Source organism: Alteromonas sp. ABH4_452 (assembly GCF_056311825.1).
On record NZ_CM149973.1, the window covers coordinates 731,687 to 756,663 of the forward strand.

The following is a 24,977-nucleotide window of genomic DNA, read 5'->3' on the forward strand; positions in this document are numbered from 1 at the left end:
ATCCATACAGTTATTATCATAGGGTAGCCCTTTGCCTATACAGCTTTTATCTCCCCAACTCGCTAACCAAATTGCCGCTGGTGAAGTGGTTGAACGACCTGCCTCTGTCGTGAAAGAGCTGCTGGAAAACAGCCTCGATGCCGGCGCTACCAAAATAGAGATCGATATTGAAAAAGGCGGCCACAAGCGCATTCGAATAAAAGACAATGGGTCAGGCATTGTAAAAAGTGAACTGCAGTTGGCATTGAGTCGCCATGCGACAAGTAAAATTACTACCCTTGATGACTTAGAACAAATTTTGTCCCTTGGTTTTCGCGGTGAAGCACTTGCTAGTATTAGTTCGGTGAGTAGGTTGACTCTGACATCTCGAACAGAGTCTCAAGCTGAGGCGTGGCAGGCGTATTGTGAGGGCAGGGAAATGGCGGTAAATATTCAGCCAGCGGCCCACCCTGTTGGCACCACCATTGATGTAGCAGACCTTTTTTATAATACGCCAGCAAGACGTAAGTTTTTACGCACTGAAAAAACCGAATTTCAGCATATCGAAGACGTTATTAAGCGTATTGCGTTAAGTTACCCCAAAGTTTCTTTTGTTTTAAAGCACAACGACAAAGTGATTAAGCGCTTTATCGCCGACAAAGAAGGCAGCTTACAAACACGGATAGGCGCCGTAGTTGGGCAGAAGTTTGTTCAAAATGCTGTGCACATAAATACGGAATATGAAGGTCTTCACATAGACGCATGGCTCGGCAACGAAGCTATGTTGCGCAGCAGCAATGATTGCCAGTTTAGTTTTGTGAACGGTAGGGGCATGCGCGACAAGCTTATTATGCATGCTATCCGGCAAGCGTATGAAAGCGTCTGGGGCGTTATCGAGCAACCGAGCTTTGTGGTGTATTTAGATGTTAATCCTAAAGATGTTGATGTGAATGTTCATCCTGCTAAGCACGAAGTTAGGTTTCAGCAAGGCAGGCTGGTGCATGACTTTATCTGTAAAACGGTGAGTGATGCACTACACGCCATGACCGACGAGCAGCCACTGACAGGAATAGATACAAATCGCGCTTCGGGCTCTGATTTCATGGCTACACAGGTAGAACACGACTACATTAGGCCCCTACAAGAACAAACGCCTGATAACGCACGCGCTTTTAATGAAACCTCTCATTATCCTGCGGGGGCATATTCGCAAAATGCTACGCAGAGTCACGGTCAATATCCCGGTAGTGCGAAACCTTCGTCAGCGGGAAGCTTTAGTGGGGGCGGCGGCGCTAAGCTTTTGCAAGGCAGAGGGCAAAGTCGAGGGCCAGGCGCGGCTTATCAATCTAGTTATAACGCCTTAATGACGCCAAATAGTAACATCGCCGATAGTGATAACGGCGAACAGCGGGCTCATGCTCACGTTAATCTTTCTCCCTTGTGTAGAATTTACCCAAAATCAGAAAAAATTTACCTTCTTTTTGCAACTAAAGTTGCAAGTATCTGGTTAAGCGAACTATTTTTAAAAGCGAAGCATGGGCAGCCGCTATTGATGCCTGTCGCCGTTTCACTTGAAAATGTGGATGAAAAGCTTGTCGAATTATTAAACGCATCGCATTTTGAAATTAACAAGGTAGCTGGAAAGTACCGCTTGCAGCAGGTGCCTGCCGGAACAAGGCATTTACCTTGGCTAAAATGGTTTGAATCCTTTTTATCCATCAAGGGTAGCGGTGAATTAGATTCTCTTGAAGGTGCGATGTCATCGCTCGTTTTAAAAGAGCAAGTGTTCGACGACGATGTATCAAATATGCTCTGGTACTGGTTGGATCAGCAAAGCGAAGCGAAACAATGGGAAATTATTGAGCAATTTGCTAAAGTGCGCCCCTTAAATTTAGTGCTAGATGTGTGGGGAGAATAACGTGTCCAATGGCATAAATTCTGCATTACCTGTAATAGCAATTATGGGCCCCACAGCGTCAGGCAAGACGGGGTTGGCGTTAGATATAGCAGCTCAGGTCGATAGTGAAGTAATTAGTGTAGATTCAGCCCTTGTATACAAAGGCATGGATATTGGCACAGCGAAGCCGACGCAGGAAGAGCAAGCGGGGGTAGTGCACCACTTAATTGATATTATCGACCCGGCAGATAGCTATTCGGTGTCGCAATTTGTAAACGATACGAATGGGCTTATCGGCGATATTTTAGCTCGAGGCAAGGTGCCAATTCTGGCTGGAGGCACAATGATGTACTTTAATGCCTTGATAAATGGAATTTCGCCACTACCTAAGTCAGATGAAAAGATACGCGATGAGATAACACAGCAGGCACAACGCTTGGGTTGGTCTAAATTACACGATGAATTACGTGGTGTAGACCCAATCAGTGGTGAGAGAATCCACCCCAATGACCCACAGCGTATTACTCGTGCACTGGAAGTGTATAGAAGTACCGGCAAGACGTTGACATATTGGCAACAACAAGAGGGTGAAAAGTGCCCTTATAACATTGCACAATTTGCCATAGCGCCCGCAGACAGGGCAGTGTTGCACGAACGGATCGCGACCCGGTTCGATATGATGTTAGAGCAAGGGTTCGAAAAAGAAGTATCGAAACTTTATGAACGCAGTGATCTACATGAAGATCTACCTTCTATACGTTCAGTAGGGTATCGACAAATGTGGCAGTACCTAGACGGCCAATTGAGTTACGCAGAAATGCGTGAAAGAGGTATTATCGCTACAAGGCAGCTTGCCAAGCGCCAGCTTACGTGGTTACGGGGCTGGGAGCAGGTTACATGGCTTGACACATTTGCTAACGATAATTTGATTAAAATTACAGCGAAAGTCACACTTTAAATGTTTGAGTGTGGTATACATTAGACGTGCAGTGATAGTGACATTTCTATCATGAATAATAAAAACTAAGGATATCAAATGGCTAAAGGGCAATCTTTACAAGACCCATTCTTGAACGCTTTGCGTAAGGAACGTATTCCAGTATCAATTTATCTGGTAAACGGTATTAAACTTCAGGGGCAGGTTGAATCATTCGACCAGTTCGTTATTTTACTGAAGAACACAGTAAGCCAAATGGTGTATAAGCACGCGATTTCTACTGTTGTTCCAGCACGCGCTATCACTATGCCTAGCGCAGGAGATTCTGAAAATACTAAAGGTGAATAATTTAAAAGGTAACGCGCTTGTTTGACCGTTATGAAGCCGGTGAACAGGCTGTACTTGTTCATGTTAATTTTTCCGACGAGAACAGTAAAGAAGACTTAAGTGAGCTTGAATTACTTGTGTCTTCAGCAGGGGTAAATGCGGTCGAAGTCATCACGACGTCACGCAGTGCGCCTCATGCTAAGTTTTTTGTCGGATCAGGTAAGGCAGAGGAAATAGCAGCAGCGGTAAAAGCACACGATGCCAACGTTGTTATTTTTAACCACGCGCTTTCTCCTTCTCAGGAGCGTAATTTAGAAGCGGTGTGTAAATGCCGGGTGTTAGATAGAACAGGGCTTATTCTCGATATTTTCGCGCAGCGCGCGCGAACTCACGAGGGTAAGTTACAGGTTGAACTAGCCCAGTTGAGACATATCTCAACCCGTCTCATCAGAGGATGGACTCACCTTGAGCGTCAAAAAGGTGGTATTGGTCTTCGCGGTCCGGGTGAGACACAGCTAGAAACTGACCGTCGATTGCTTCGTGGTCGTATCAAAGCCATTCTTCGTCGCTTGGAAAAAGTGCAAAAGCAGCGTGAGCAAGGTCGTCGCTCGCGCAAACGCGCTGAAATTCCAACGGTATCCTTAGTTGGCTATACGAATGCGGGAAAGTCGACGCTATTTAACACCATTACCGACTCACACGTTTACGCTGCTGACCAGTTGTTCGCAACGCTAGATCCTACGTTACGTAAAATCGAGTTAAAAGATGTTGGCCCCGCAATTTTGGCCGATACGGTTGGTTTTATTCGTCATCTTCCCCACGACCTAGTTGCTGCGTTTAAAGCAACGCTTCAAGAAACACAAGAAGCTGATTTACTGCTTCATGTTGTCGATATTGCCGATGCAAAATATCGTGAAACCATGGACGAGGTGAACGACGTACTTGAAGAAATTGAAGCAGGTGACATTCAACAATTACTAATCTGTAATAAGATTGATAAACTAGACGACGTTCAGCCACGTATAGAAAGAAATGACGAAGGCGTTCCCGTTAGAGTGTGGTTGTCTGCACAGACGGGTGAAGGGACGGAATTGTTAAGCCAAGCTTTGACTGAATGTTTAGCTAAAAGCATGGTGAACTATACGTTGAAGATTCCACCCGCACAAAGTCAATTGCGTGGCGTGTTGTTCGAGCTAAACTGTATTGCAAGCGAAGAATATGACAGTCAGGGAGACTGGGTAGTTGATGTAAGAATGCCCACTGCCGATTGGAACAGGCTTGAAAAACGTCTGGAAAACGGAATATCAGAGTATGTTGTGCGACATTAAGCAGTGCTAAACACTGTATTGAGCATGCAAAATTCAAAAATATAACAGTAATCTATGGAGTATCAGCATGGCTTGGAATGAGCCGGGTGGCAATAATAACGACCCGTGGAAGAATCGCGGTGGGAAAGAGCAAGGTCCCCCAGATTTGGACGATGTTTTTAAAAACTTATTTGGTAAGTTTGGAAAGTCAGGTGGCAACGGTGGTGGTTCGGGCAAAAGCCTAGGCGGCATCGGTGCTGGTATTCTAGTAGGTTTACTTGTCGTGATCTGGTTCATTAGTGGTTTTTATACCATTCGTGAAGCTGAGCGCGGCGTAGTCCTTCGCTTTGGTGAGTATCACCAACAAGTTGAGCCGGGTCTTCGCTGGGCGCCTACGTTCATCGACTCTGTTATTCCTGTTGATGTTCAATCAATACGCGATCAGTCGTCATCAGGCTCTATGCTTACTGAAGATGAAAACGTAGTGAGCGTTCAAATGGAAATGCAATTTCGCGTTGTTGATCCATACCGTTGGACGTTTGCCGTTGAAAGCCCTGAGCAAAGCTTAAGTCAATCTCTTGATAGCGCTATCCGTTATGTGGTTGGTCATTCTACAATGGATGACGTTTTGACTGACGGACGTGAAGTAACCCGTCAGCGTGTATGGGAAGAACTACAAGCTATCATCGAACCATACAATATGGGTGTTTCTATCATTGATATGAACTTCCGTGATGCTCGTCCACCTGAGCAAGTTAAAGATGCATTTGATGATGCTATCGCTGCCCAAGAAGACGAACAGCGTTTCATTCGTGAAGCAGAAGCTTATGCTAGAGAAATTGAGCCTCGTGCACGCGGTCAAGTCAATCGCATGAATGAAGAAGCTCAAGCCTATAAAGAGCGCGTTACGCTAGAGGCACAAGGTGAAGTGGCTCGCTTTGAAGAGCTGCTTCCTCAATACGAACGCGCCCCTAAGGTTACTCGCGAGCGTATTTACCTTGAAACCATGGAAGAAGTACTTAGCAATACCAGCAAAATCATGGTTGATAGCAAAGGTGGCAATAACATGATGTATCTACCGCTAGATAAAATTATGGAACGCCAGCAATCTACAAGTAACAAAAATACGCGCAACACGCTGGAAGGCTTACAAGCACCAGTAACCGATGCTAATGGCCGCAGCCGCAACAGCTCGCCAAGTTCAGGCTTGCGTGGCGATAGCTACAGAGAAGGGAGATAAGCATAATGAAGAATATTTTTATTGCAGCATTCGTTCTTCTTGTTTTGCTTGCATCAGGTTCTCTGTTTGCAGTTAAAGAGGGCGAACGCGCCATTGTTATTCAGTTTGGTAAAGTTCAAAGAGACGACGCGACTGGCGATACGAAAGTGTTCGAACCAGGTCTTCATTTTAAACTTCCGTTTATCGATTCAGTACGTGTGCTTGATGCGCGTATTCAAACGTTAGATGGTTCACCAGACCGCTTTGTAACAAGCGAGAAAAAAGACCTTATCGTTGATTCTTACGTTAAATGGCGTATTGAAGACTTTGCCCGTTACTACCTATCAACAGGCGGTAATAAGCTTCAAGCCGAAGCACTACTTAAGCAAAAAGTGAACAACGGCCTACGTTCAGAGTTTGGTACACGTACTATTGCGCAAATCGTTTCTGGCGAGCGTTCAGCATTAATGAACCAAGCAATGGAACAGGCGTCTACATCATCAGACGAGCTAGGCATTGAAATTGTTGACGTACGCGTTAAGCAAATCAACCTACCTACTGAAGTGAGTAACTCTATCTTCCAACGTATGCGCGCGGAGCGTGCTGCTGTTGCTCGTGAGCACCGTTCAGAAGGTCAGGAACAAGCTGAAGTAATTAAAGCTAACATTGATGCAAAAGTAACAGTAATGCTAGCAGATGCTGAGCGCAATGCTCGTCAATTGCGAGGTGAAGGTGATGCAATTGCAGCTCAAATTTACGCTGACGCTTATTCTAAGAATGCAGATTTCTACAGCTTCTTGCGTAGTATGGATGCATATAAAGAGAGCTTTAACAGCAAACAAGACGTTATGGTAATTGCACCTGACAGTGACTTCTTTAAGTATATGAATCAGTCTAACGGCAACTAAAAACCAAATGTTTTTATAAATATAAAGGCCAGTCTTTTAGACTGGCTTTTTTATATCCACTCGAAAGGTAACTTGCTGATTCAAAGAAGTTATTTTTTTATTTCACGAGGCCAATTTGGCAAAGTGTACAGTGAGTTTACCTCTCATTTTCCCTATCCACTGCCAAATTTTCACTAAATCGGGTAAAATACCGCCTGAATATTATTAAAACACGTCACTCATTAAGTACGAAGTTAGCGCCGTCCCAGCGATAACTTTGATGCAGTAGGCGTAAATAAACGACAGAGGGAAGATTTTGACAACGGAAAACAAGAATACAGCGTCTGCCGATAATAACGGCGGACAAGGTGGGTTATTCTCGCGATTTCTCGCTACGGTGGAATGGTTAGGAAATCTACTTCCACACCCAGTAACATTATTTGCGCTGCTTTCACTTTTCATAGTGGTACTAAGCGGCATATTAGGTTACTTCGACATTGCGGTTGCCGACCCTCGCCCTGTTGGTGCGAAGGGGCGTGAAGAAGACGGCATGATTGAAGTCATATCGTTAATGAGCGCAGAAGGTTTGCAGCGAATAGTGACTGGCCTTGTCACTAACTTCACCGGGTTTGCGCCACTTGGCACCGTGCTTGTTGCCCTTCTTGGTGTATCGGTAGCTGAACATTCGGGCCTTTTGTCGGCAGCAATGCGCGCATTAGTTATGAATGCTTCAAAACGCGCTGTAACCTTTGCTATTGTTTTCGCCGGCATTATTTCAAACACTGCCTCTGAGCTCGGTTACGTGGTACTCATTCCGCTTGCAGCCATGATTTTCCACTCCCTAGGACGTCACCCGCTAGCCGGTCTTGCGGCGGCCTTTGCAGGTGTTTCTGCAGGTTACAGTGCAAACCTATTGTTAGGGACGGTCGACCCACTATTGTCCGGCATAACAGAAGCGGCAGCGCATATGATTGACCCTGATTACATGGTTGGGCCAGAAGTAAACTGGTACTTTATGTTTATCAGTACTTTTGTAGTGGCCACTATGGGGGCGCTAGTTACTGAAAAAGTGGTAGAGCCAAGACTGGGAAAGTTTGACCCATCTGAGGCATCAATCGATTTAGGTAAGCAATCAATGGATGCGCCTACAGACTTAGAAAAGAAAGGTCTGCGTTGGGCGGGAATATCTTTTGTTGTGGTTTGCGCAATACTGGCGTTAACAGTAGTACCTGAAAACGGTATTTTGCGTCACCCTGAAACGGGTGAAGTGGCGGGCTCTCCGTTCCTTAAAGGCATTGTTGCCTTCATCTTCATTACTTTTGCCATTCCAGGTTTTGTTTACGGTAAAGTGACTAAGTCGATGAAAAATGACAAAGACGTTATTGATGCCATGTCTAAAAGCATGGGCGCTATGGGTCTTTACATAACGCTAGTATTCTTTGCTGCGCAATTTGTTGCGTTCTTTAAATGGACGAACTTAGGCACAGTCTTAGCCGTTAAAGGTGCTGCACTATTGCAAGCGGCAGGGTTAGATGGCCCAGCCGTATTTATCCTATTCATATTGATGTGTGGTGTGGTTAACTTATCGTTAGGTAGTGCATCTGCGCAGTGGGCAGTAACGGCGCCTATTTTCGTACCTATGCTTATGTTAATTGGTTACGCGCCAGAAGTGATTCAGGCGGCCTATCGTATCGGTGATTCAGTAACTAACGTCATAGCACCTATGATGAGCTATTTTGGACTTATCCTTGCCATGGCTGCTAGATACAAAAAAGACTTAGGTATGGGCACGCTTATCGCCATGATGTTGCCTTACTCTATGGTCTTCATAGTGGGTTGGACTATTTTATTTTACATCTGGGTATTTTTACTTGGCATGCCCGTAGGTCCAGGTGCAGCCACTTACTATCAGCCATAAGTAAATAATTAACTTTATTGCCACAATATTTGCTAGGTGGCAGTTAAACAGCGGTATGTGTTTTTAAATATTATTTTTAAACATCTGCCGCTTTTTTAATGCCTAAAATCTATTAGTGCAATCGCAGTTTTTTGGCGTTATAGCAGATCATAATCTAAGGTAATTCAGTATAATACGGATATAGCGCAGTACTTCTCGGACTATCAATACATGAAATACAAATCAAACAAAGGCTTTACCCACGGGCAATCAGATAAAATTGGTGTACTTGTAACGAATCTGGGGACGCCAGAAGCGCCAACTAAGCAGGCTCTACGCCCATATTTGAAAGAATTTCTATCAGACCCTCGCGTGGTCGAAGTACCTAAAGCGATTTGGTGGTTTGTATTAAATGGCATCATTCTAAACTTTCGCCCGAAGCGCTCGGCAGAGGCCTATTCTACCGTTTGGACCGAAGAAGGTTCACCGCTAATGGCTATTACGAAAGCGCAAGCATCAGCGATAGCAGAACGTTGTAAAGCACAATACGGTGACGATGTAATTGTCGACTTTGCTATGCGCTACGGTAAACCTGCTATAAGCGACACTATCGATGCTATGCTGGCAAAAGGCGTACGCAAGCTTGTAGTGCTTCCGCTCTATCCACAGTACAGTGCGTCGACGACGGGCTCTACCTTTGATGCTATTGCAAAAGATTTTACATCGCGCCGCTGGCTCCCAGAGCTTCGTTTCGTTAACCACTACCACGACCGCGATAACTTCATTACTGCACTTGCCAATAAAGTAAAAGCACACTGGGAAGTGCATGGCCGCGCAGATAAACTCATCTTGTCTTATCACGGCATTCCGAAGCGTTACTTGATGAACGGCGACCCTTATCACTGTGAATGCCATAAAACATCGCGTTTGCTTGCCGAAAAGCTCGGGCTTTCGCACGACGAGTATATGACAACTTTTCAGTCTCGTTTTGGTCGTGAAGAGTGGTTAACACCGTATACAGATGAAACATTGAAATCATTACCTGAAAAAGGGGTTAAATCGATTCAGGTTATGTGCCCCGGTTTTTCAGCCGACTGTTTAGAAACCATTGAAGAAATTGGTGAGGAGAATCGCGAATACTTTATGGAAGCCGGCGGTGAGCGCTATGAATATATCGCGGCACTTAACAGTGATAAAGAGCACATAGATGTGCTTTTTGACATAGTGAAAGAAAATCTACATGGCTGGGCGGTAGAATCAGACAACGGTTTACGTGCGGGCTTAGCGAGAGCGCTGGGCGCTGAAAAGTAGCGTTTGAAAAGCTGACAGCAAACGTTTCGAGAAAAACCAATAGGGAAATCACTCTTGGTGGCGCAGTGATTAAATTAAAAGGGAGATAAGGTCGTGGAAGGCAAAGCACCAAAGGAATTACTTAAAGCGCAAAAACTGGCGAACTTGCTGGACACTGCCGTAAAGCTCCCTTTTATTCCGATAAAAATAGGCTTGGATTCAATCGTGGGCCTTATCCCTGGAGCCGGTGACGCGCTGATGCTCTTCGTTTCACTTCGAATAGTTTGGCTGGGAAAATCATTGGGTATGCCCAAAGCGTTAATAGCTCAAATGGTAAAAAACTCAGCAATCGACTTTGGCTTAGGTTTTATACCATTTGTTGGCGACATCGTGGATATATTCTATAAAGCCAATCAGAAAAATGTTCGTATCATGGAGCGCTGGTGGATAAGCGAAAATAAACATGAGGTAGATAAAGTAACACAGAAGGCGCTATCCGAATGGAGTGCTGAATAACCTAGGTTTAGTTACCCAAATACCTGCGCTTTTTTCACTTTGCTTATTTACTGTGTAAAGCTACGTAAAGCTTGAGTAAATAAGAGAACCTTGTCCTTTAGCTAAATGTCTTTTTTGCAAAGACAACCAAGGGCAACGTACGATGACATCAAACAAATTAACGGAAGAGCCGCTCAAACGACGCCGCTTTATGAAAGCAGCGGTGGGACTTACATTGGCTCCTATTGCGATCGGGTTGTGGGGTTGTGGAGGTTCTAATTCCACCTCTGCAAGTTCCACAGCATCTACCTCCTCATCTTCCAATAACGACACCGATTCAAATGCCGAACCTGAAGAAGATTTTGACGGTTGGGCAAGCGGTGGCACGTCAGCTATGACGTCAGACTTTCCAGACGATAGTTTATTTGACACTGCTTCTGTATGCAGTGTGGCTCTCACAGGTTCTCAAACGGAAGGCCCGTGCTATTTTCAAAGTGACTATCTCGACGACATATCATATGAGCAAACAGGTTTGCCGATGATGTTGTGTCTTCAGTTAATTGATGAAGCGTGTAATCCCCTATCGGGTTATGAAATTGAAGTATGGCATTGCGATGTAGACGGCGTTTATTCAGGAGATACCAGTGATAGTGCTGATGCCAGCGGATTCAATTCGGCATTTTGCACGGGAAATGAAGTGGATGCATTAAGTGCGAAGTGGTTCAGAGGTATTGCGGTGACAGATACTAGCGGAAGAATAAACCTAAAAAGCTGTTTTCCCGGCTGGTATAGCAGCCGAGCTATCCACATTCATTTTCGTATACGTCGCAACAACACTGATCAATTGGTTTCTCAATTTGGCTTTTCCGATAGCTTTTGCCAAGATATTTGTACCAATCATCCCGACTATAGTCACCGGGGTGAGCCAGACACGTTGCTGGGGCAAGATACAGTGTTTGGCAGTGACTACAATGAATATACATTTAGTGTGTCACAAAACGAAGATGGTTCTTTGCTCGCATACAAGCGCATAATAATCAGTGATTAGACTTCCATTTTCTCTCTTATACACTATTTTTTAACATGCCCGTTAGCAACGGGCATTTTATTACGCACAGTAAACCCATTCGCAGCATTGTTTCGTAGCACATCTCATAAGAACTTTATTTTCTGCTCAAATTACTAGGAGCGTGCAGCACATGAAAGCGTCCGATTTATTTGTTAAAGCGTTAGAAGCAGAAGGCGTGGAATACGTCTTTGGTATCCCAGGTGAAGAAAACCTCGACTTACTTGAGTCGTTGCGCGAGTCCTCTATTAAACTGGTGCTGACTCGTCACGAGCAAGGCGCTGGTTTTATGGCTGCTACATATGGCAGGCTTACCGGAAAAGTGGGCGTGTGCCTTTCGACCTTAGGGCCTGGGGCCACTAATTTAGTCACGCCCGCTGCCTATGCTCAGTTAGGCGCCATGCCAATGTTAATGATTACTGGGCAAAAGCCAATCAAAACCAGCAAACAAGGTCGCTTTCAAGTTATCGACATAGTGGACATGATGCGACCTATCACCAAATTTACCAATCAGGTTGTTAGTGGAGACAGAATTCCTTCAACGGTTCGAGAAGCGTTCCGTCTTGCTTCTGAAGAGCGGCCTGGCGCGGTGCATATTGAGTTACCCGAAGATATAGCAGCAGAGCAAACTAACGCGCAGATATTAACGCCAAGCAGTACGCGAAGACCGATAGCTGAATATAAAGCGATTGCTTCGGCAATTACGATGATAGAAGAAGCGCAGTCTCCGCTTTTGCTTATAGGCGCAGGTGCGAACCGTAAACTTACTGCAAAAATGCTAAGGGAATTTGTCGATAAAACCTGTATACCTTTTGTTACCACACAAATGGGTAAGGGTGTGCTTAATGAAAGCGATCCCCGTTTTGCCGGGAATACGGCATTATCTGATGGCGACTTCGTGCACCGAGCGATAGAACGGGCTGATCTTATCATTAATGTGGGTCATGATGTGGTAGAGAAGCCGCCGTTTTTCATGCATCACAACGACAAAAAAGTTATTCACGTTAACTTCGACTCAGCAGCCGTTGACCCCGTCTACTTTCCTCAATTGGAAGTCGTTGGCGACATCGCTAACAGCATTTGGCAAATTAAAGAAGGCATCACCCCCCAAGACGATTGGAAGCTAGATTTCTATAAAGATGTGCATCAGGCGTATGTAGAACACCGCGCTGAAGCAGAAGATGACAATCGTTTTCCTATTTTACCCGAAAGATTTGTTAGAGATATTCGCAAGGTCATGCCAGATAACGGCATTGTCACCTTAGATAACGGTATTTACAAAATTTGGTTTGCGCGTAATTATCCTGCTTTTCATCCTAACACCCTGCTATTAGATAACGCTCTTGCCTCAATGGGAGCGGGCTTACCATCTGCCATTGCGGCTAAATTAGTAAAACCGGAGGCGCCAGTACTCAGCGTATGTGGCGATGGTGGTTTTATGATGAATAGCCAAGAAATTGAGACAGCTGTAAGGCTCAACCTTGACCTCGTGGTGATCATCTTGCGTGACGATGCGTACGGAATGATTAAGTGGAAGCAAGCAAACATGGAGTTTGACGAATTTGGTTTGGACTATGGCAACCCAAATTTTGTTAAGTATGCGCAAAGCTATGGTGCTCAAGGCTGGCGTGTGGACGATACAGACGTGCTTATTCACATGGTAGATAAGTGTTTAAACACAAAAGGTGTGCACATTATCGATTGCCCTGTTGATTACAGCATGAATGACGAAACATTAAACCACACAATAAAAGAGTTGAGTGCCAAGCTTTAAACACAGTATTGAAAAGGTAAGGAGTTAAAAAATGTTGAAGGAAAGCTACCCATACTATTTAGCCAGTGAACCCGAATACGCGAACACCGACCTAGAGGTAACCAACAAATATACCGGCGAAGTAGCGACTAAAGTTGCTATGGCTGGTGCTGATACCATTGATAAAGCCATAGCTGCGGCAGAGAAGGCGCAGCCGGCCATGGCCGCAATGGCACCTTTTGAAAGACAGGCAGTGCTAGAACACTGTGTTAAACGATTTACTGAGCGTGCAGATGAACTGGCCCAAGCTTTGTGTATTGAAGCAGGTAAACCGATTAAAGATGCCAAAGGCGAAGTGACCCGATTAATAGATACCTTTAAAATTGCTGCGGAGGAGTCGGTTCGTATCAATGGCGAAACGGTAAACTTAGAAATATCAGCGCGGGCAAAAGGTTATCAAGGCATGACCAAAAAAGTCCCCATTGGTCCGTGCTCGTTTATATCTCCTTTTAACTTCCCGCTAAACTTGGCTGCCCATAAAGTAGCACCTGCCATTGCCGCAGGTTGCACATTTGTGCTTAAACCGGCCTCGCGAACACCTATTGGCGCACTTATTATTGGCGAAGTATTGGCAGAAACAGATTTGCCCAAAGGGGCGTTTTCAATTCTGCCGTGTAGCCGTGATGGCGCTGATTTGTTTACCACAGACGAAAGACTAAAACTGCTCAGCTTCACGGGCTCTCCGGATGTGGGTTGGGCACTTAAAGCAAAGGCCGGTAAAAAGCCAGTTGTGCTAGAGTTAGGTGGTAATGCCGCTTGCGTTATTGATGAAGATGCTGACATTGAAGACGCTATCGAGCGCGTGATTGTTGGGGCTTACTATCAGTCTGGTCAAAGCTGTATCAGTGTTCAGCGCCTTTTAGTACATAGTAAAATATACGATGAATTTAAGTCGCGTTATGTAGAAAAGGTAAAAGCATTGGTGTCTGGTGACCCTTCAAACGAAGATACTTTTATCGGCCCAATGATTTCTGAGGGTGAAGCTGAACGTTTGCATGGTTGGATTACAGAGGCCAAAGAAAAGGGCGCAACTATCTTGTGTGGCGGTACTCGCGAAGGGGCAATGCTTGAAGCTACGGTTATGGAAAACGTGCCCAAAGACTGTGATGCCAGTGCCGAAGAGGCGTTTGGTCCGCTATCTATTCTAGAGCCTTTCGACAGCTACGACGATGCGCTTAAAGAAGTAAACAACAGTCGCTACGGACTTCAAGCTGGTGTATTTACTCGCGATATCTATAAAGCGCACAAAGCATGGGATGAGCTAGAAGTGGGCGGCGTTGTCATAGGTGATGTGCCTAGCTGGCGGGTAGATAACATGCCTTACGGTGGTGTCAAAGATTCAGGACTAGGTCGTGAGGGTATTCGCTACGCGATAGAGGATATGTCGGAGACGCGTCTTATGGTTATTCGAACGCCCCAGTAAGCTAAGAAAGCTTTTTATTAATAAATAAAAAGAGCATGTTTAGGCAAACATGCTCTTTTTTTATGGTTAGTTTCATCAACCAATACCTGGTGTGAAAGGCTCACGTTGAGGCTCATCAGTGGAAAATATCTTGTCCAATCCCCTAGTTTTTGTCAGCCGCATATTCTTCTAATAAAGATAGCGGAATGATATCTAGGGCTTTTTCATGGGTAGCTTCCAGTCGCACCTTGGGCGCAACACCGGCTTCGTAAGCCTCTAACCAACGAGCAGCGCACAAGCACCATCTGTCGCCGTCGAGTAGACCGGGGAAAGACATGCTAGGCCAGGGGGTTATTAAATCGTTACCCTGTCGTAAGGAAAACTGTAGAAATTCATCGCTAACCACAGCGCATACACTGTGATTGCCCACATCAGCATCGGGTACATAGCAAAAACCTTCACGGGTAAACCCCGTATTTCCGCAGCATAGCTGGAGCGGTCGACCATATACATTTTTTGCGTTTGCCAAAATCAGAACCCTCTTTCACAACGTATATTCTTATAATGTGTTTTTATCTAGGTGCCTATTTAGAATATAAAGGTGTACGCCTTAAATGCTCACCCTAATGTATTCACCTTATGACCCTGAACATTATGGGTCAATAGAAAAGCACTAGTGTACTTACGTTTAAAGGTAAAAAATCGTGCTCGATAAAAGTAAAAAAACCGGGGAAGTTAACTTTTCTGAAGAAGAAATTTCGCGCTTTGACTCACTGGCAGAGTCATGGTGGGATCCCAGCGGCAAATATAAAACAGCCCTTGAGTTTAATCGAGCGCGCTTGGATGTCATTAAAGCGCAAATAGAGGATCATTTCGGCAAAGGTAACCTCCCACCGGATTATTCGTCTTTGTCTATTGTTGATATAGGTAGCGGCGGCGGGCTTATTAGCGAGCCTCTGGCCAAGCTTGGTGCAAAGGTAACTGGCATTGATGCAAGTGCGGTAAGTGTGGAAGTGGCAAAACGCCATGCTGAAAAAAGTGGAGTATCGGTAACTTATAAACACATGTTGTCCAGTGAACTAGTTAAAGAAGCACAGCAATATGACATTGTTATAAACGCTGAAGTGGTAGAGCATGTGCCTGATCAGCAGCAGTTAATTGATGAATGCGCTAGCTTGGTCAAACCGGGCGGGCTGCTTATTCTTGCCACTCTAAACCGAACACTTAAAAGTTTTGTAATTGCTATTGTGGGGGCTGAATACGTAATGCGGTATTTGCCTGTGGGAACCCATGATTGGCAAAAGTTTGTAAAACCTAGTGAATTAGAAAAATGGGTCGGTGAAGACTTTACACTGAAGCATCAGATAGGTATGAAACTCAACCCTTTCAAGGGAGAGTGGCTAACCACTTCTAGCCTTTCGGTAAACTTTATCCAATCCTATTCCAGAAGTTGATAACGGTTTATTAATTGTGTTTATGGTTCGTATTTCGAGTGAAAATGGTATGGGCGAGTATACTCTCGCGTGAGTACTATCTTGCTGAATTTAATAGTTATTAATAGTTAGATGACGATAAATATCACAACTTGATGTTTATTTTCCTTATTAAAGTTTCAACACAAAGGTTGATCTTTACAGTATGTTTACATAATTATAACAAAGGTCTGACCACAGACCACAGACCACAACGTCATAATTATGAGGCACACACACGATGAGAATATCCAAAAATAATAGAGCAAGGAATGCTCTCATTGTTACTTTGCTTGCCATAACAGGCGCTGTCAGTACACTAGTTGTAGGGGCAGGACAAGCCTTCGCAGGAACATACGCAAAAACTGAAAACCCCATAGTATTGGTCCACGGCCTGTTCGGCTTTGAAGACATACTCTTTGTAGATTACTTTTATAAAGTTCCGCATAAACTCAGCCGCAACGGCGCTGTGGTATACATTGCCGAAGTTTCACCAGCAAATTCCACAGAAGTGCGCGGCGAGCAGTTGCTAGAGTATATAGACGAAGTACTCGCCCTATCAGGCGCAGACAAAGTGAATCTTATTGGGCATAGTCACGGTGGCCCAACGGCACGTTACGCCGCAAGTGTGGCACCAGAAAAAGTCGCTTCGGTAAGCTCTGTCGCCGGTGTTAATTGGGGCAGTAAAGTCGCAGATGAATTACGGGATGCTTTCGCTGAGGGCTCAGTGGGAGAAGGCGCCGCTGGCGTCGTTGTTAATGCATTTGCCAACATTATTGAAATTGCGTCTGGGTCAGATCCACGTGACAAGCCCACCGACTCAATCGCTGCACTTGATTCACTGTCGACGGAAGGCTCAGTAGCGTTCAATCAAAAATACCCTGAAGGCATGCCTACCGCCTACTGTCGCAACGACGGTAAGATGTTGGCTGAAAATGGCGTGTATTATTTCTCATGGAGCGGCGGAAGAACTTATACCAATGCTTTAGACATTGTCGACCCTTTCCTAGCTATTACTGGCACTGCGTTTAAAGAGCCAAACGATGGCTTAGTCTCAACGTGTAGCTCGCACTTGGGCAAGGTGCTAAAAGATAACTACAAAATGAATCACCTCGATGAAGTAAACCAGAGTTTTGGAATTACGCACTGGTTTGAAACCGACCCGGTAGATGTGTTTGTACGTCAAGCTAATCGTCTTAAGAGATTGGGCTTGTAGTGACAAAAGGTAAAGTACGCCATGCGTACCCAATACTCACAGGGTTAGTTGCTCTGTTAGTATTGGGTACTATTGTTTATATCCTATTTGCACCTGACACCAAAAAAAATGGTGCTGGGCCTTCCACCGAACGCTTGGAAGTTAGCAGGCAAAAAGAAACCAGTGAAAAGCTGGACGAGAGTGGAACAACGCGTAAGAAGACAGATGCGCGCCTCCATCTAAAGAGCGAAGCAGAAAGCGCAAATAAAAGCCTTACTCCTTTTAAGCTTAACTATTCAACCAAAGACGCTTTCGACCGCTTTATATTTACTCGTAAAACAAAAGATCCGCAAACCGTTAAGTTTGCCTATACCACCTACGTTAGCAACGTGTTTACGCCAACTACCCAAGCGGTAGCGTCTGACTTATTTACCCGATATGTAGATTATAAAGTGGCGCTTTCTTCCATCAAGACGGAGGTCGACTTGGCTACTCATAGTTTACAGGATGTGTCTTACAAACTTGATGAGCGCGAGGGGATAAGACGCACCTACTTCAACGACACCGAATACCATTATTTATTTAGCCAAGAAGCGCAGGCGGACGAGGCGGCGCTAGCGCGTTTACAACTTGCTCAGGAAAGCACGCTGTCTAGGGATGAAAGAAAAGCGCTTATTGTTGAGTCACTGAAAACGGGAAATCAAGCCGAACGCGATGTTTTCCAGCCAACGCTGAATATACATCGCATCAACGAGATAAAACGCAGTTATAGCAATATTAATGATCGGTATAACGCAGTGGCGGCAGAGTTTGGGAGTACGGTAGCAGACCGCTTTGCGAAAACATGGGAAAAGCAGGCTAACTGGAAAAACAAAATTGCTGACTATGAAAAATATCGCGACAACTTATCGAAGCAGTCAATTACGGTTAGCGAGTTAGAAAGCGCGCTACAGGAATACCAGATTGCACATTTCACCGACAATGAGATAAAGCGTCTAAAAGTTATTACAGGGTCGTAAACTGACAGTAGCGCAATATAGTTGTGAAAGACTAGACGTTAGCCTTTTCCCCTGCAAATGGTAATGCAGAGGTATAACCATAAAAATACTGAATAGTTCTATACATAGGCAGAGTGATTTGAAAGCGGATTGTGCAGTTACTAATCTAGAACCAACCCTATATTTAACATTCTGTCATAAGGTCTGTGGCAATCATTATGAAAATATACGAAACGAAAACGGCACCTAACCCGCGTCGAGTACGCATGTTTTTAGCCGAAAAAGGCATTGATGTTGATTACGTGCAAGTCGATATTCAAAAAGGTGAAAACCTAAGTGCAGAAATGCGCGCTAAAAACCCATTAGGGAAAATACCCATTCTAGAGTTAGATGACGGTACCTGTATTGCAGAAACCGATGCGATCTGTACTTACTTTGAAGCATTGCAACCAGAGCCCCCTTTAATGGGAACAACGCCCGTTGAAAAAGCAACGATATCTATGTGGCAGCGCCAAGTAGAGTTAGCCTTCATGATGCAAATTGGCATGTGCTTTCAACATACCACAGGTTACTTTAAAGATCGTATGACACCTGTACCTGAATATGGCAAAGAAGCGGGTATCAACGCGTCTAAATATCTCAATATTCTAGAACGCCGACTTGGTGTAAAAGAATATATCGCTGGCGATACCTTTTCTATCGCCGACATAACCGCGTTATGTGCTATGGATTTCGCCCGAGTGGTAAAAATTCGTATGACTGACGACCACGTTAATTTAGGGCGCTGGTATGAGTCAGTGAGTAACAGAGCGAGTGCAAAAGCCTAATGATAGATTTATACACTGCAGCTACGCCGAATGGCTGGAAAGCCTCGGTAGCGCTTGAAGAAATGGGACTTGAATATACAGCTCATGCTGTAAACTTAATGAAAGGCGAGCAGAAAACACCAGAGTTTTTGGCGATGAACCCGAACGGACGCATACCGGTTATTGTTGATAGAGAGGCCGATGGTCACGTGGTTTTTGAGTCTGGCGCCATCATGGTTTATCTGGCTGAGAAGACGGGAATGTTTTTACCCAGTGATGCCAAGCGTAAAAGCCAGGTTATGCAATGGGTGATGTTTCAGATGGGCGGCATCGGACCTATGATGGGACAAGCCAACGTGTTCCATCGTTATCTAGAAGAAAAAATCCCGGTAGCAATAGCGCGTTACCAAAACGAAGTGCGACGTTTATTCACTGTACTGGATGGCAGGTTAGAAAATCGCGAATATCTGGTAGACGACTACAGTATTGCTGACATGGCTAACTGGTGTTGGGTGCGCACTTACGAATGGTCTGGTGTTAGCATTGAAGGCTTGGACAACCTAATACGCTGGAAGAACAGTATTGAAGCGAGGCCAGCAGCAAGGCGTGGCGTAGAAGTGCCCAATAAAATTGATAAAGAGGCGCTTCTTAAAGGCGCCAAAAATGTGGTTACTAAATAACGCTTTTAACTGAATCGACAAACCGATTGAGCCAGCCTGATGCCATACTCGGTTTGTAAATCAACTCAAAATGCTCTCTATGGCAAAAGTCATAATCTGATACGGACACGCAAGTAAGATCATGACTTTTCGCTATGAAGTCAGGTACGTAGGCCAAAGCCAGTCCTTGCCTGATAATAGATAGCAGTGTGCCAAAATCATTACATCGATAGTGTATAGAGCGGGGGACTTTGTCGTCTCTCCACCCATCAGAGCCTATGCCCCGTTTTATGCCACAAAAAGGTGAAACATCAGGGCATGCAAAGGCGTAAGCTAACAAACTTTGAGTTGTTAATTTCCCCTTGTTTGCTTCAGCTACCGCAGGGTGGCTTTTTGCGGCCGCAACCACATAGGTAGACGACCCTAATAATATGCGATGCAGTGACGGGTCTTTCTCTCGTTCTTCCATTGCAAAAGAGGTGGCGATAGCCACATCGCTACCCCCTTTAGAAACGCTATCCAGCGCTTTCCCTTCCCAGCAAGCGTGGATATTGACGTGAAAGCGATCTTGTGAAGAGGAAGGTTTAGCAAGCAAAGCTGGCAAGTAATATTGAAGCAAGAGTGATGGGCCAGAAACGGTAATGTTGTATAAAGCAGTATTACCCCTAAACTCACTGAGTGCCTGATCGGCTTCGTGCACAAGATGAGTGGCATAAATAAGGAATTTGTTTCCCCGTTGGTTGAGTCGAATATGTTTACCTACGCGGTCAAACAGTTGGCTTTCTAACTGTTGTTCTATGCGTTTCACCACTTTAGACAATGCGCCTGTGGTAACTGATAAGTGCATAGATGCTTTATTCAAGTTCTCATGTTGGGCAACAACAATAAATTTTCTTAAGTCTTCAATATCCACAGCTTTGTCGTCTCTTTGTTTCCGTTTGGGAATTAAATGCGTATTTATTGTAGCTTAATTGTAGGTGGTTATTGTGCCAGTATCACCATTATAAAATTGTTATTAAGCGTATTAGATTTATGAAACGTTTTTATTTGATTGTCTTGTGTTTATATATGGTGGGCACAGGGGCAACAGCGACAACCACAAAAGAACTAAGTGCAGATGGCATTAGTAAAGCATCCAATGCTAGTTCTTCTATACACGCCGGTCATAAAAACCACAAAAGAGTTGGTTCTCACGGTATGGTGCTATTTACAGATGGCACTGAACTCTATGCGAGTCACTTACCCCTTTATTATTCGCCACATGATTACCAACTTATTTATGCAGTAGGAAGTCCGCATAAAGCTACGCTAATTGCGTATCTACAAGCAGGCTCAACCTCTCACAGCAACATGGTGACCCTGTTACCAGAAAATTTTGATTTAAATAAACTTGTTGATGGTGAAAGTTTTTCTATCTCAGCACAGTTTTATAAAGGTCATTTTGAGCGAGGCGGCACTAAGTGGTTGGGTAAATCGGAACTGACATTTGAAAAGCTGATGTTTCAACGTCGTATGGTAAAACAATACAAACCGCCACATTCTGACGAAGATAGCGTTACAAATGAGCCTGATGAAAAGTGGACTAGCATCAGCCTCGGTGACAAGTATTTATACATTCACCTCATTGGCGAACGCCCATCCTTTGATGCACTGTTTATCGTTGACGATTGTCAGGAAACCTTAGGAAACATGCTGGGCGAAAGTGTTCCGAGCAAGGCGCAAATTAAAGAGGTTTTTACTCACTGCGAATCGCCTTTTCTAGTGTACTTTGAAACACAGGATTTTGCGCACTGACGCCGCCGATCTGCACTAGCGTGATTTCAGTTTTAAGATTTTACGCTATCACTTATGGCTTTGATATGCTCAGGGCCTATGCCGCAACAGCCTCCAATGATACTGGCACCTGCCGCTAGCCATGATTGAGCGTAATCCGCATAGCGTTGTGGGGTAATATCGTCACGCAGCTCTGACAAAAGGGCGTTAGCTTCATGCTGACGCTTCCTTTCTGAAAAGCTATTGGCGTATGCACCAGTAGCAATGTTTTCATTCAACTGTCGCGTAATTGTTAGTGCATTTTCCATTTCTTCAGGCTGTGAACAATTAAAAAGTACGCTTTCAACACGCTCCAGTAGAGGCGCGATTTTTTCTAGCGGCTCGCCTAAACGAAGAGTCACAGGCTCGTTTGACGACGCTCTATTATTCAAAGAAAACGACAGCCAAATGGGACGAGAAGACAGTGTTTTTATTAGTGAAACTACGGCATCAGCTTCTTCAATAGAGCAAGCCGTTTCAATAAGCCAAACATCCACAAAAGGCGCTTGCGCTTTGATAAGAGGCGTTAAAATCTCTGCCACTCGTTCTGCATCGAATAAGTCTGGGCGGTACGAGCCAAAAGCAGGTGGCACACAGCCCGCGACTGATAACTTGTTGCTTTTATCCTGCTGAAAAGTAACGGCTTCCTTTGCTAGCTTAGCCGCAGACTCGGCCAGCGAGAATGCTTGCTCGTTAAACGCGGTTTCACCAATATGAAATGGAACGAGGGCATAGGCATTTGTAGTGATGACAGTGGCACCAGCATTTAGAAAGTGGGTATGAACCTCACGCACTAGTTCAGGGGTCTGCATTAATGCCAGTGCGGACCATTCCGGCTGCCTAAAAGGTGCACCAATCTTTTCAAGTTCACGACCCATACCACCATCTAGAATATGAATCACTTTGCTACTTACTGTCATGAAAACCTTAACTGCACATCTGAATAGTTAAAAATAGTTAGCCTGAAGCGCTAAGTTTGCGCTTCCAATCGATTGGGCCTTTACGCCCACGTGACCGGGGCTAATTTGCGCGGGAGTAATTCCTCGCATATCCAAGTCTTTCAGCGCACTTTGGGTTGCTTCAACTAATAATTCTTTTATGTTGCTGGGTATGGCGCCGTCAATGATTACGCCATCTAAATCCAAAAGGCTCATCGCGCACTGTGAAGCGAATGCCAGCCCTTTGGCTGTCTCGCGCACCCAATTTTTTACAAGTGAATCATTGCACTGCCAGTAAGAGGGTGACTCATAAATGTGCTTAGCGTTTTCCCCCGCTTTTTCTAACTCGCTTTCCAATAGATAAAGTGAAGATTGCGTTATTAACTGACGCTGCTGATTTTGACTAAAAAAAGGCAACGAGCCAATAGCGCCGGCATTACCTGTTTTGCCATTGATAAGCTGATTGTTAAGTACCAGTCCGCCGCCTAAAAACGTACCAACAAATATGTATAAAAAGCTATCGTAACGCTTTGGATTGCCGAACGACATCTCCGCGCTACACGCTGCTCCTGCATCATTTTTAATGAAAACAGGTAGGTTTAATAAGCTTTCAAGTTCGGTTTGTGGGTCAAACTCTTTCCATTCTTCTAACTCTTTTTTCGGCGCGCCTGCTTCCTCTGCCCAACTCCAAATTTCAAAAGGCATAGCTACGCCTAAGCCTCTAACCATCTTTTGCTGTGCTGCATCTAGGTTTTTGATTAAAACATTGAATGCACGCTCTGCAAAGTTCAGTAGGTTGCTTACCGTTGGATAGGCGAACTTTTCGTGAAGGGTGGCTTTAACATTGCCTTTTAAGTCGAGCAAGGTTATGTCGAAACTACGGCGACCAACTTTGAGGCCGATACTGAACGCACCGTTAGCATTCAATCCGAAAGGTACCTTAGGCTGCCCTACACCGCCTTTTATAGGCTTTAGGCGTTTGACCAATCCATCGGTTTCTAACTTTTTGATAATTACCGTTGCAGACTGCGCCGACAGCCCAGTCAATTGTGCAATTTCAGCTTTAGGTAAGGCAATGCGTTGCCGTATTAAGGTTAAGATAGCGCGCTCATTCGCAGAGCGATCATCAAGTAATTCTGGTGCGTTTTGTTGTGGCAGGTGAAAAGCCGATTCAATATTCAAAGTAATTACTATCTACCGTTAAAAAATGAAAGAGTTTAATAATACCAATGCGCATAGATAATTGCCCATTCAGAAGACGCTGGCAAGTTTCCTAGCGAAGCGTGGGAATGCAGGAATGTGTCCCTTTTCAAACTCCCAGAATGAAGCTATGAATCTTACCAGACCTTTCAAATAAAAATTTTAATCTTTTTAATACAATAGGTACACATCCTACAATCCTTTTAAAAAAAGTAAATCAATTGGGTTGATTTAATGGTTTTGTTCGTCAATACTATGCCGCAATTAATTAACGATTCGTTAACCTTACGTATTGTGCGCACTAGGTGAACGTCCTTTATTGACATTTTTTGAGTGAGGCTGGTATGAAAATCTTGTGTTTAGGTGAAGTGCTTATTGATATGTTAAGCCAAGGTGCAGCGCCCAAAGATGGCAACATACCAGCCATGAAGCCTTTCCAGCCTTATGCTGGTGGCGCGCCTGCTAACGTGGCGGTTGCTGTTGCCCAACTGGGTGGCGAAAGTGCGATGGTATCGAAGGTGGGTGACGATACTTTTGGCGCCTTTCTTAAAGAAATGCTTGAACACTACAAAGTAAATACTGACTTTGTGTGGACAACTCAAGAAGGCAATACGGCGTTGGCGTTTGTAAATTTAGATGAAGACGGCGAACGTTCGTTCGACTTCTACGTAGATAATGCCGCGCATAAGCACATTTCAGAACAAGACTTGTCGACGATTGACTGCGACAAAAATACAGTACTGCACTTCTGTTCGGGTTCAATTTCTGGCCCTGAACTTATTCCTGGCACCGAGTTTATTTTAAACAAGGCGAAGGAAAACGGCATGATGGTGTGTTTAGATATCAACTATCGCCCAGCGTTTTGGGATGACACGGCCAATGCTCCAGCACGTATTGATGAGGCTGCTAAAAAAGTTTCTGTGTTAAAGGCAAGTCGGGAAGAGTTAGCAGAGCTTTATGGCGAAGAAAATGCCGATGCAAAAGTACAGCAGTGGCTAGATAGCGGTGTGAAGGTTGTATTGGTAACAGACGGTGGCGAGCCAATTCACTATATTACTCAGTCGTTCAGCGGCACGCTGGCATCGCCAAAAATGGATGTGAAAGATACCACCGCAGCCGGTGATTCATTTATCGGTGGGTTCCTGTATTTCCTTTCGACCAAAGTCAAGAACGCGGATGAGTTCGATGCGTGGGCTGAAAACTTTGAAAATGTTAGCGAAGCGACTGAATTTGCTATTCGATGTGGTGCTTACACAGTAACCCAGTACGGTGCATTTAGCGCGCTGCCTACGCAGGCTAATATTGCTAAGCAATAAGCGGTGAATAACCTTTTCAAAAACTGAGTTAATGGCAATAAGAAAGGGTTCGATTGAACCCTTTT

General features: G+C 44.6%; 23 protein-coding genes. 19 read left to right on the top strand and 4 right to left on the bottom strand.

Annotated elements, in window-relative coordinates; genetic code table 11:
• The first annotated feature begins 31 nt into the window (after nt 1–31).
• The 12 genes from mutL (at nt 32) to ACYX4N_RS03235 (ending at nt 14,537) form a co-directional block, all read left to right on the top strand.
• Nucleotides 32–1,897: a DNA mismatch repair endonuclease MutL gene (mutL, locus tag ACYX4N_RS03180; RefSeq protein ID WP_476055587.1), complete on the top strand. Its 1,866-nt coding sequence runs from the start codon at nt 32–34 to the stop codon at nt 1,895–1,897.
• Nucleotides 1,881–2,834, top strand: a complete 954-nt coding sequence (miaA, locus tag ACYX4N_RS03185; RefSeq protein WP_476055588.1) for a tRNA (adenosine(37)-N6)-dimethylallyltransferase MiaA — start codon at nt 1,881–1,883, stop codon at nt 2,832–2,834. Before mutL ends, miaA begins: the two co-directional genes overlap by 17 nt.
• 78 nt (nt 2,835–2,912) lie before the next feature.
• Entirely contained in the window at nt 2,913–3,161 is a 249-nt protein-coding gene (gene hfq, locus ACYX4N_RS03190; protein WP_014951092.1) for an RNA chaperone Hfq, read from the top strand.
• A 17-nt stretch (nt 3,162–3,178) separates the two neighbouring features.
• A complete protein-coding gene (gene hflX, locus ACYX4N_RS03195) occupies nt 3,179–4,468 on the top strand; it encodes a ribosome rescue GTPase HflX (RefSeq protein ID WP_474804077.1) in 1,290 nt (429 codons plus the stop codon).
• 67 nt (nt 4,469–4,535) lie between these two features.
• Nucleotides 4,536–5,687, top strand: a complete 1,152-nt coding sequence (hflK, locus tag ACYX4N_RS03200) for an FtsH protease activity modulator HflK (protein ID WP_474856551.1) — start codon at nt 4,536–4,538, stop codon at nt 5,685–5,687.
• A gap of 5 nt (nt 5,688–5,692) precedes the next feature.
• Nucleotides 5,693–6,574, top strand: coding sequence for a protease modulator HflC (gene hflC, locus ACYX4N_RS03205; protein WP_474804081.1), 882 nt, complete (start codon nt 5,693–5,695; stop codon nt 6,572–6,574).
• 295 nt (nt 6,575–6,869) lie between these two features.
• Complete coding sequence (locus ACYX4N_RS03210; RefSeq protein WP_474856550.1) at nt 6,870–8,471, top strand: AbgT family transporter; 1,602 nt, start codon at nt 6,870–6,872, stop codon at nt 8,469–8,471.
• Nucleotides 8,472–8,681: 210 nt separating this feature from the next.
• Nucleotides 8,682–9,761, top strand: a complete 1,080-nt coding sequence (gene hemH, locus ACYX4N_RS03215; RefSeq protein ID WP_476055589.1) for a ferrochelatase — start codon at nt 8,682–8,684, stop codon at nt 9,759–9,761.
• A gap of 93 nt (nt 9,762–9,854) precedes the next feature.
• Nucleotides 9,855–10,256, top strand: coding sequence for a DUF4112 domain-containing protein (locus tag ACYX4N_RS03220; protein ID WP_474804088.1), 402 nt, complete (start codon nt 9,855–9,857; stop codon nt 10,254–10,256).
• A 142-nt stretch (nt 10,257–10,398) separates the two neighbouring features.
• Entirely contained in the window at nt 10,399–11,283 is an 885-nt protein-coding gene (locus tag ACYX4N_RS03225) for a dioxygenase family protein (protein ID WP_474856548.1), read from the top strand.
• A gap of 151 nt (nt 11,284–11,434) precedes the next feature.
• Entirely contained in the window at nt 11,435–13,075 is a 1,641-nt protein-coding gene (locus tag ACYX4N_RS03230) for an acetolactate synthase large subunit (protein ID WP_476055590.1), read from the top strand.
• A gap of 31 nt (nt 13,076–13,106) precedes the next feature.
• Nucleotides 13,107–14,537 (top strand): aldehyde dehydrogenase family protein, encoded by a 1,431-nt coding sequence (locus ACYX4N_RS03235; RefSeq protein ID WP_476055591.1) that lies wholly within the window; start codon nt 13,107–13,109, stop codon nt 14,535–14,537.
• Nucleotides 14,538–14,679: 142 nt separating this feature from the next.
• Here ACYX4N_RS03235 and ACYX4N_RS03240 read toward each other — a convergent pair whose 3' ends face one another.
• Entirely contained in the window at nt 14,680–15,045 is a 366-nt protein-coding gene (locus ACYX4N_RS03240; protein ID WP_269918491.1) for a DUF2237 family protein, read from the bottom strand.
• Between the two features lie 175 nt (nt 15,046–15,220).
• Here ACYX4N_RS03240 and ubiG point away from each other — a divergent pair, with 175 nt between their 5' ends.
• From ubiG to ACYX4N_RS03265, 5 genes are all read left to right on the top strand, one after another.
• Nucleotides 15,221–15,970 carry a bifunctional 2-polyprenyl-6-hydroxyphenol methylase/3-demethylubiquinol 3-O-methyltransferase UbiG gene (ubiG, locus tag ACYX4N_RS03245; protein WP_476055592.1) on the top strand — a complete coding sequence of 250 codons (750 nt, stop codon included), beginning with the start codon at nt 15,221–15,223 and terminating at the stop codon, nt 15,968–15,970.
• 259 nt (nt 15,971–16,229) lie between these two features.
• Nucleotides 16,230–17,204, top strand: a complete 975-nt coding sequence (locus ACYX4N_RS03250) for an esterase/lipase family protein (protein WP_476055593.1) — start codon at nt 16,230–16,232, stop codon at nt 17,202–17,204.
• Complete coding sequence (locus tag ACYX4N_RS03255) at nt 17,204–18,202, top strand: lipase secretion chaperone (RefSeq protein WP_476055594.1); 999 nt, start codon at nt 17,204–17,206, stop codon at nt 18,200–18,202. The genes ACYX4N_RS03250 and ACYX4N_RS03255 overlap by 1 nt, the downstream gene beginning before the upstream one ends.
• A 197-nt stretch (nt 18,203–18,399) precedes the next feature.
• Nucleotides 18,400–19,008, top strand: coding sequence for a glutathione S-transferase family protein (locus ACYX4N_RS03260; protein WP_476055595.1), 609 nt, complete (start codon nt 18,400–18,402; stop codon nt 19,006–19,008).
• Nucleotides 19,008–19,667: a glutathione S-transferase family protein gene (locus tag ACYX4N_RS03265; protein ID WP_476055596.1), complete on the top strand. Its 660-nt coding sequence runs from the start codon at nt 19,008–19,010 to the stop codon at nt 19,665–19,667. The genes ACYX4N_RS03260 and ACYX4N_RS03265 overlap by 1 nt, the downstream gene beginning before the upstream one ends.
• On the opposite strand, the gene ACYX4N_RS03270 is transcribed toward ACYX4N_RS03265, so the two are convergent.
• Complete coding sequence (locus tag ACYX4N_RS03270; RefSeq protein WP_476055597.1) at nt 19,660–20,559, bottom strand: LysR family transcriptional regulator; 900 nt, start codon at nt 20,557–20,559, stop codon at nt 19,660–19,662. The genes ACYX4N_RS03265 and ACYX4N_RS03270 overlap by 8 nt on opposite strands.
• Before the next feature lie 119 nt (nt 20,560–20,678).
• On the opposite strand from ACYX4N_RS03270, the gene ACYX4N_RS03275 reads away from it, so the two are divergent.
• Nucleotides 20,679–21,440, top strand: coding sequence for a hypothetical protein (locus ACYX4N_RS03275; protein ID WP_476055598.1), 762 nt, complete (start codon nt 20,679–20,681; stop codon nt 21,438–21,440).
• A gap of 32 nt (nt 21,441–21,472) precedes the next feature.
• Here ACYX4N_RS03275 and ACYX4N_RS03280 read toward each other — a convergent pair whose 3' ends face one another.
• Nucleotides 21,473–22,378 carry a homocysteine S-methyltransferase family protein gene (locus ACYX4N_RS03280; protein ID WP_476055599.1) on the bottom strand — a complete coding sequence of 302 codons (906 nt, stop codon included), beginning with the start codon at nt 22,376–22,378 and terminating at the stop codon, nt 21,473–21,475.
• Nucleotides 22,379–22,405: 27 nt separating this feature from the next.
• Nucleotides 22,406–23,578: an ROK family transcriptional regulator gene (locus ACYX4N_RS03285; RefSeq protein ID WP_474804119.1), complete on the bottom strand. Its 1,173-nt coding sequence runs from the start codon at nt 23,576–23,578 to the stop codon at nt 22,406–22,408.
• Nucleotides 23,579–23,940: 362 nt separating this feature from the next.
• Between ACYX4N_RS03285 and ACYX4N_RS03290 the strand changes: the two genes are divergently transcribed.
• Complete coding sequence (locus tag ACYX4N_RS03290; RefSeq protein WP_476055600.1) at nt 23,941–24,912, top strand: carbohydrate kinase family protein; 972 nt, start codon at nt 23,941–23,943, stop codon at nt 24,910–24,912.
• The last annotated feature ends 65 nt before the right edge of the window (nt 24,913–24,977 follow it).

Coding starts and splice junctions, on each gene's coding strand:
- miaA (WP_476055588.1), top strand. CDS start 1,881: ATGTGTGGGGAGAATAACGTGTCCAATGGCATAAATTCTGCATTACCT.
- hfq (WP_014951092.1), top strand. CDS start 2,913: ATGGCTAAAGGGCAATCTTTACAAGACCCATTCTTGAACGCTTTGCGT.
- hflK (WP_474856551.1), top strand. CDS start 4,536: ATGGCTTGGAATGAGCCGGGTGGCAATAATAACGACCCGTGGAAGAAT.
- hflC (WP_474804081.1), top strand. CDS start 5,693: ATGAAGAATATTTTTATTGCAGCATTCGTTCTTCTTGTTTTGCTTGCA.
- hemH (WP_476055589.1), top strand. CDS start 8,682: ATGAAATACAAATCAAACAAAGGCTTTACCCACGGGCAATCAGATAAA.
- ACYX4N_RS03225 (WP_474856548.1), top strand. CDS start 10,399: ATGACATCAAACAAATTAACGGAAGAGCCGCTCAAACGACGCCGCTTT.
- ACYX4N_RS03230 (WP_476055590.1), top strand. CDS start 11,435: ATGAAAGCGTCCGATTTATTTGTTAAAGCGTTAGAAGCAGAAGGCGTG.
- ACYX4N_RS03235 (WP_476055591.1), top strand. CDS start 13,107: ATGTTGAAGGAAAGCTACCCATACTATTTAGCCAGTGAACCCGAATAC.
- ACYX4N_RS03250 (WP_476055593.1), top strand. CDS start 16,230: ATGAGAATATCCAAAAATAATAGAGCAAGGAATGCTCTCATTGTTACT.
- ACYX4N_RS03260 (WP_476055595.1), top strand. CDS start 18,400: ATGAAAATATACGAAACGAAAACGGCACCTAACCCGCGTCGAGTACGC.
- ACYX4N_RS03265 (WP_476055596.1), top strand. CDS start 19,008: ATGATAGATTTATACACTGCAGCTACGCCGAATGGCTGGAAAGCCTCG.
- ACYX4N_RS03275 (WP_476055598.1), top strand. CDS start 20,679: ATGAAACGTTTTTATTTGATTGTCTTGTGTTTATATATGGTGGGCACA.
- ACYX4N_RS03280 (WP_476055599.1), bottom strand. CDS start 22,378: ATGACAGTAAGTAGCAAAGTGATTCATATTCTAGATGGTGGTATGGGT.
- ACYX4N_RS03290 (WP_476055600.1), top strand. CDS start 23,941: ATGAAAATCTTGTGTTTAGGTGAAGTGCTTATTGATATGTTAAGCCAA.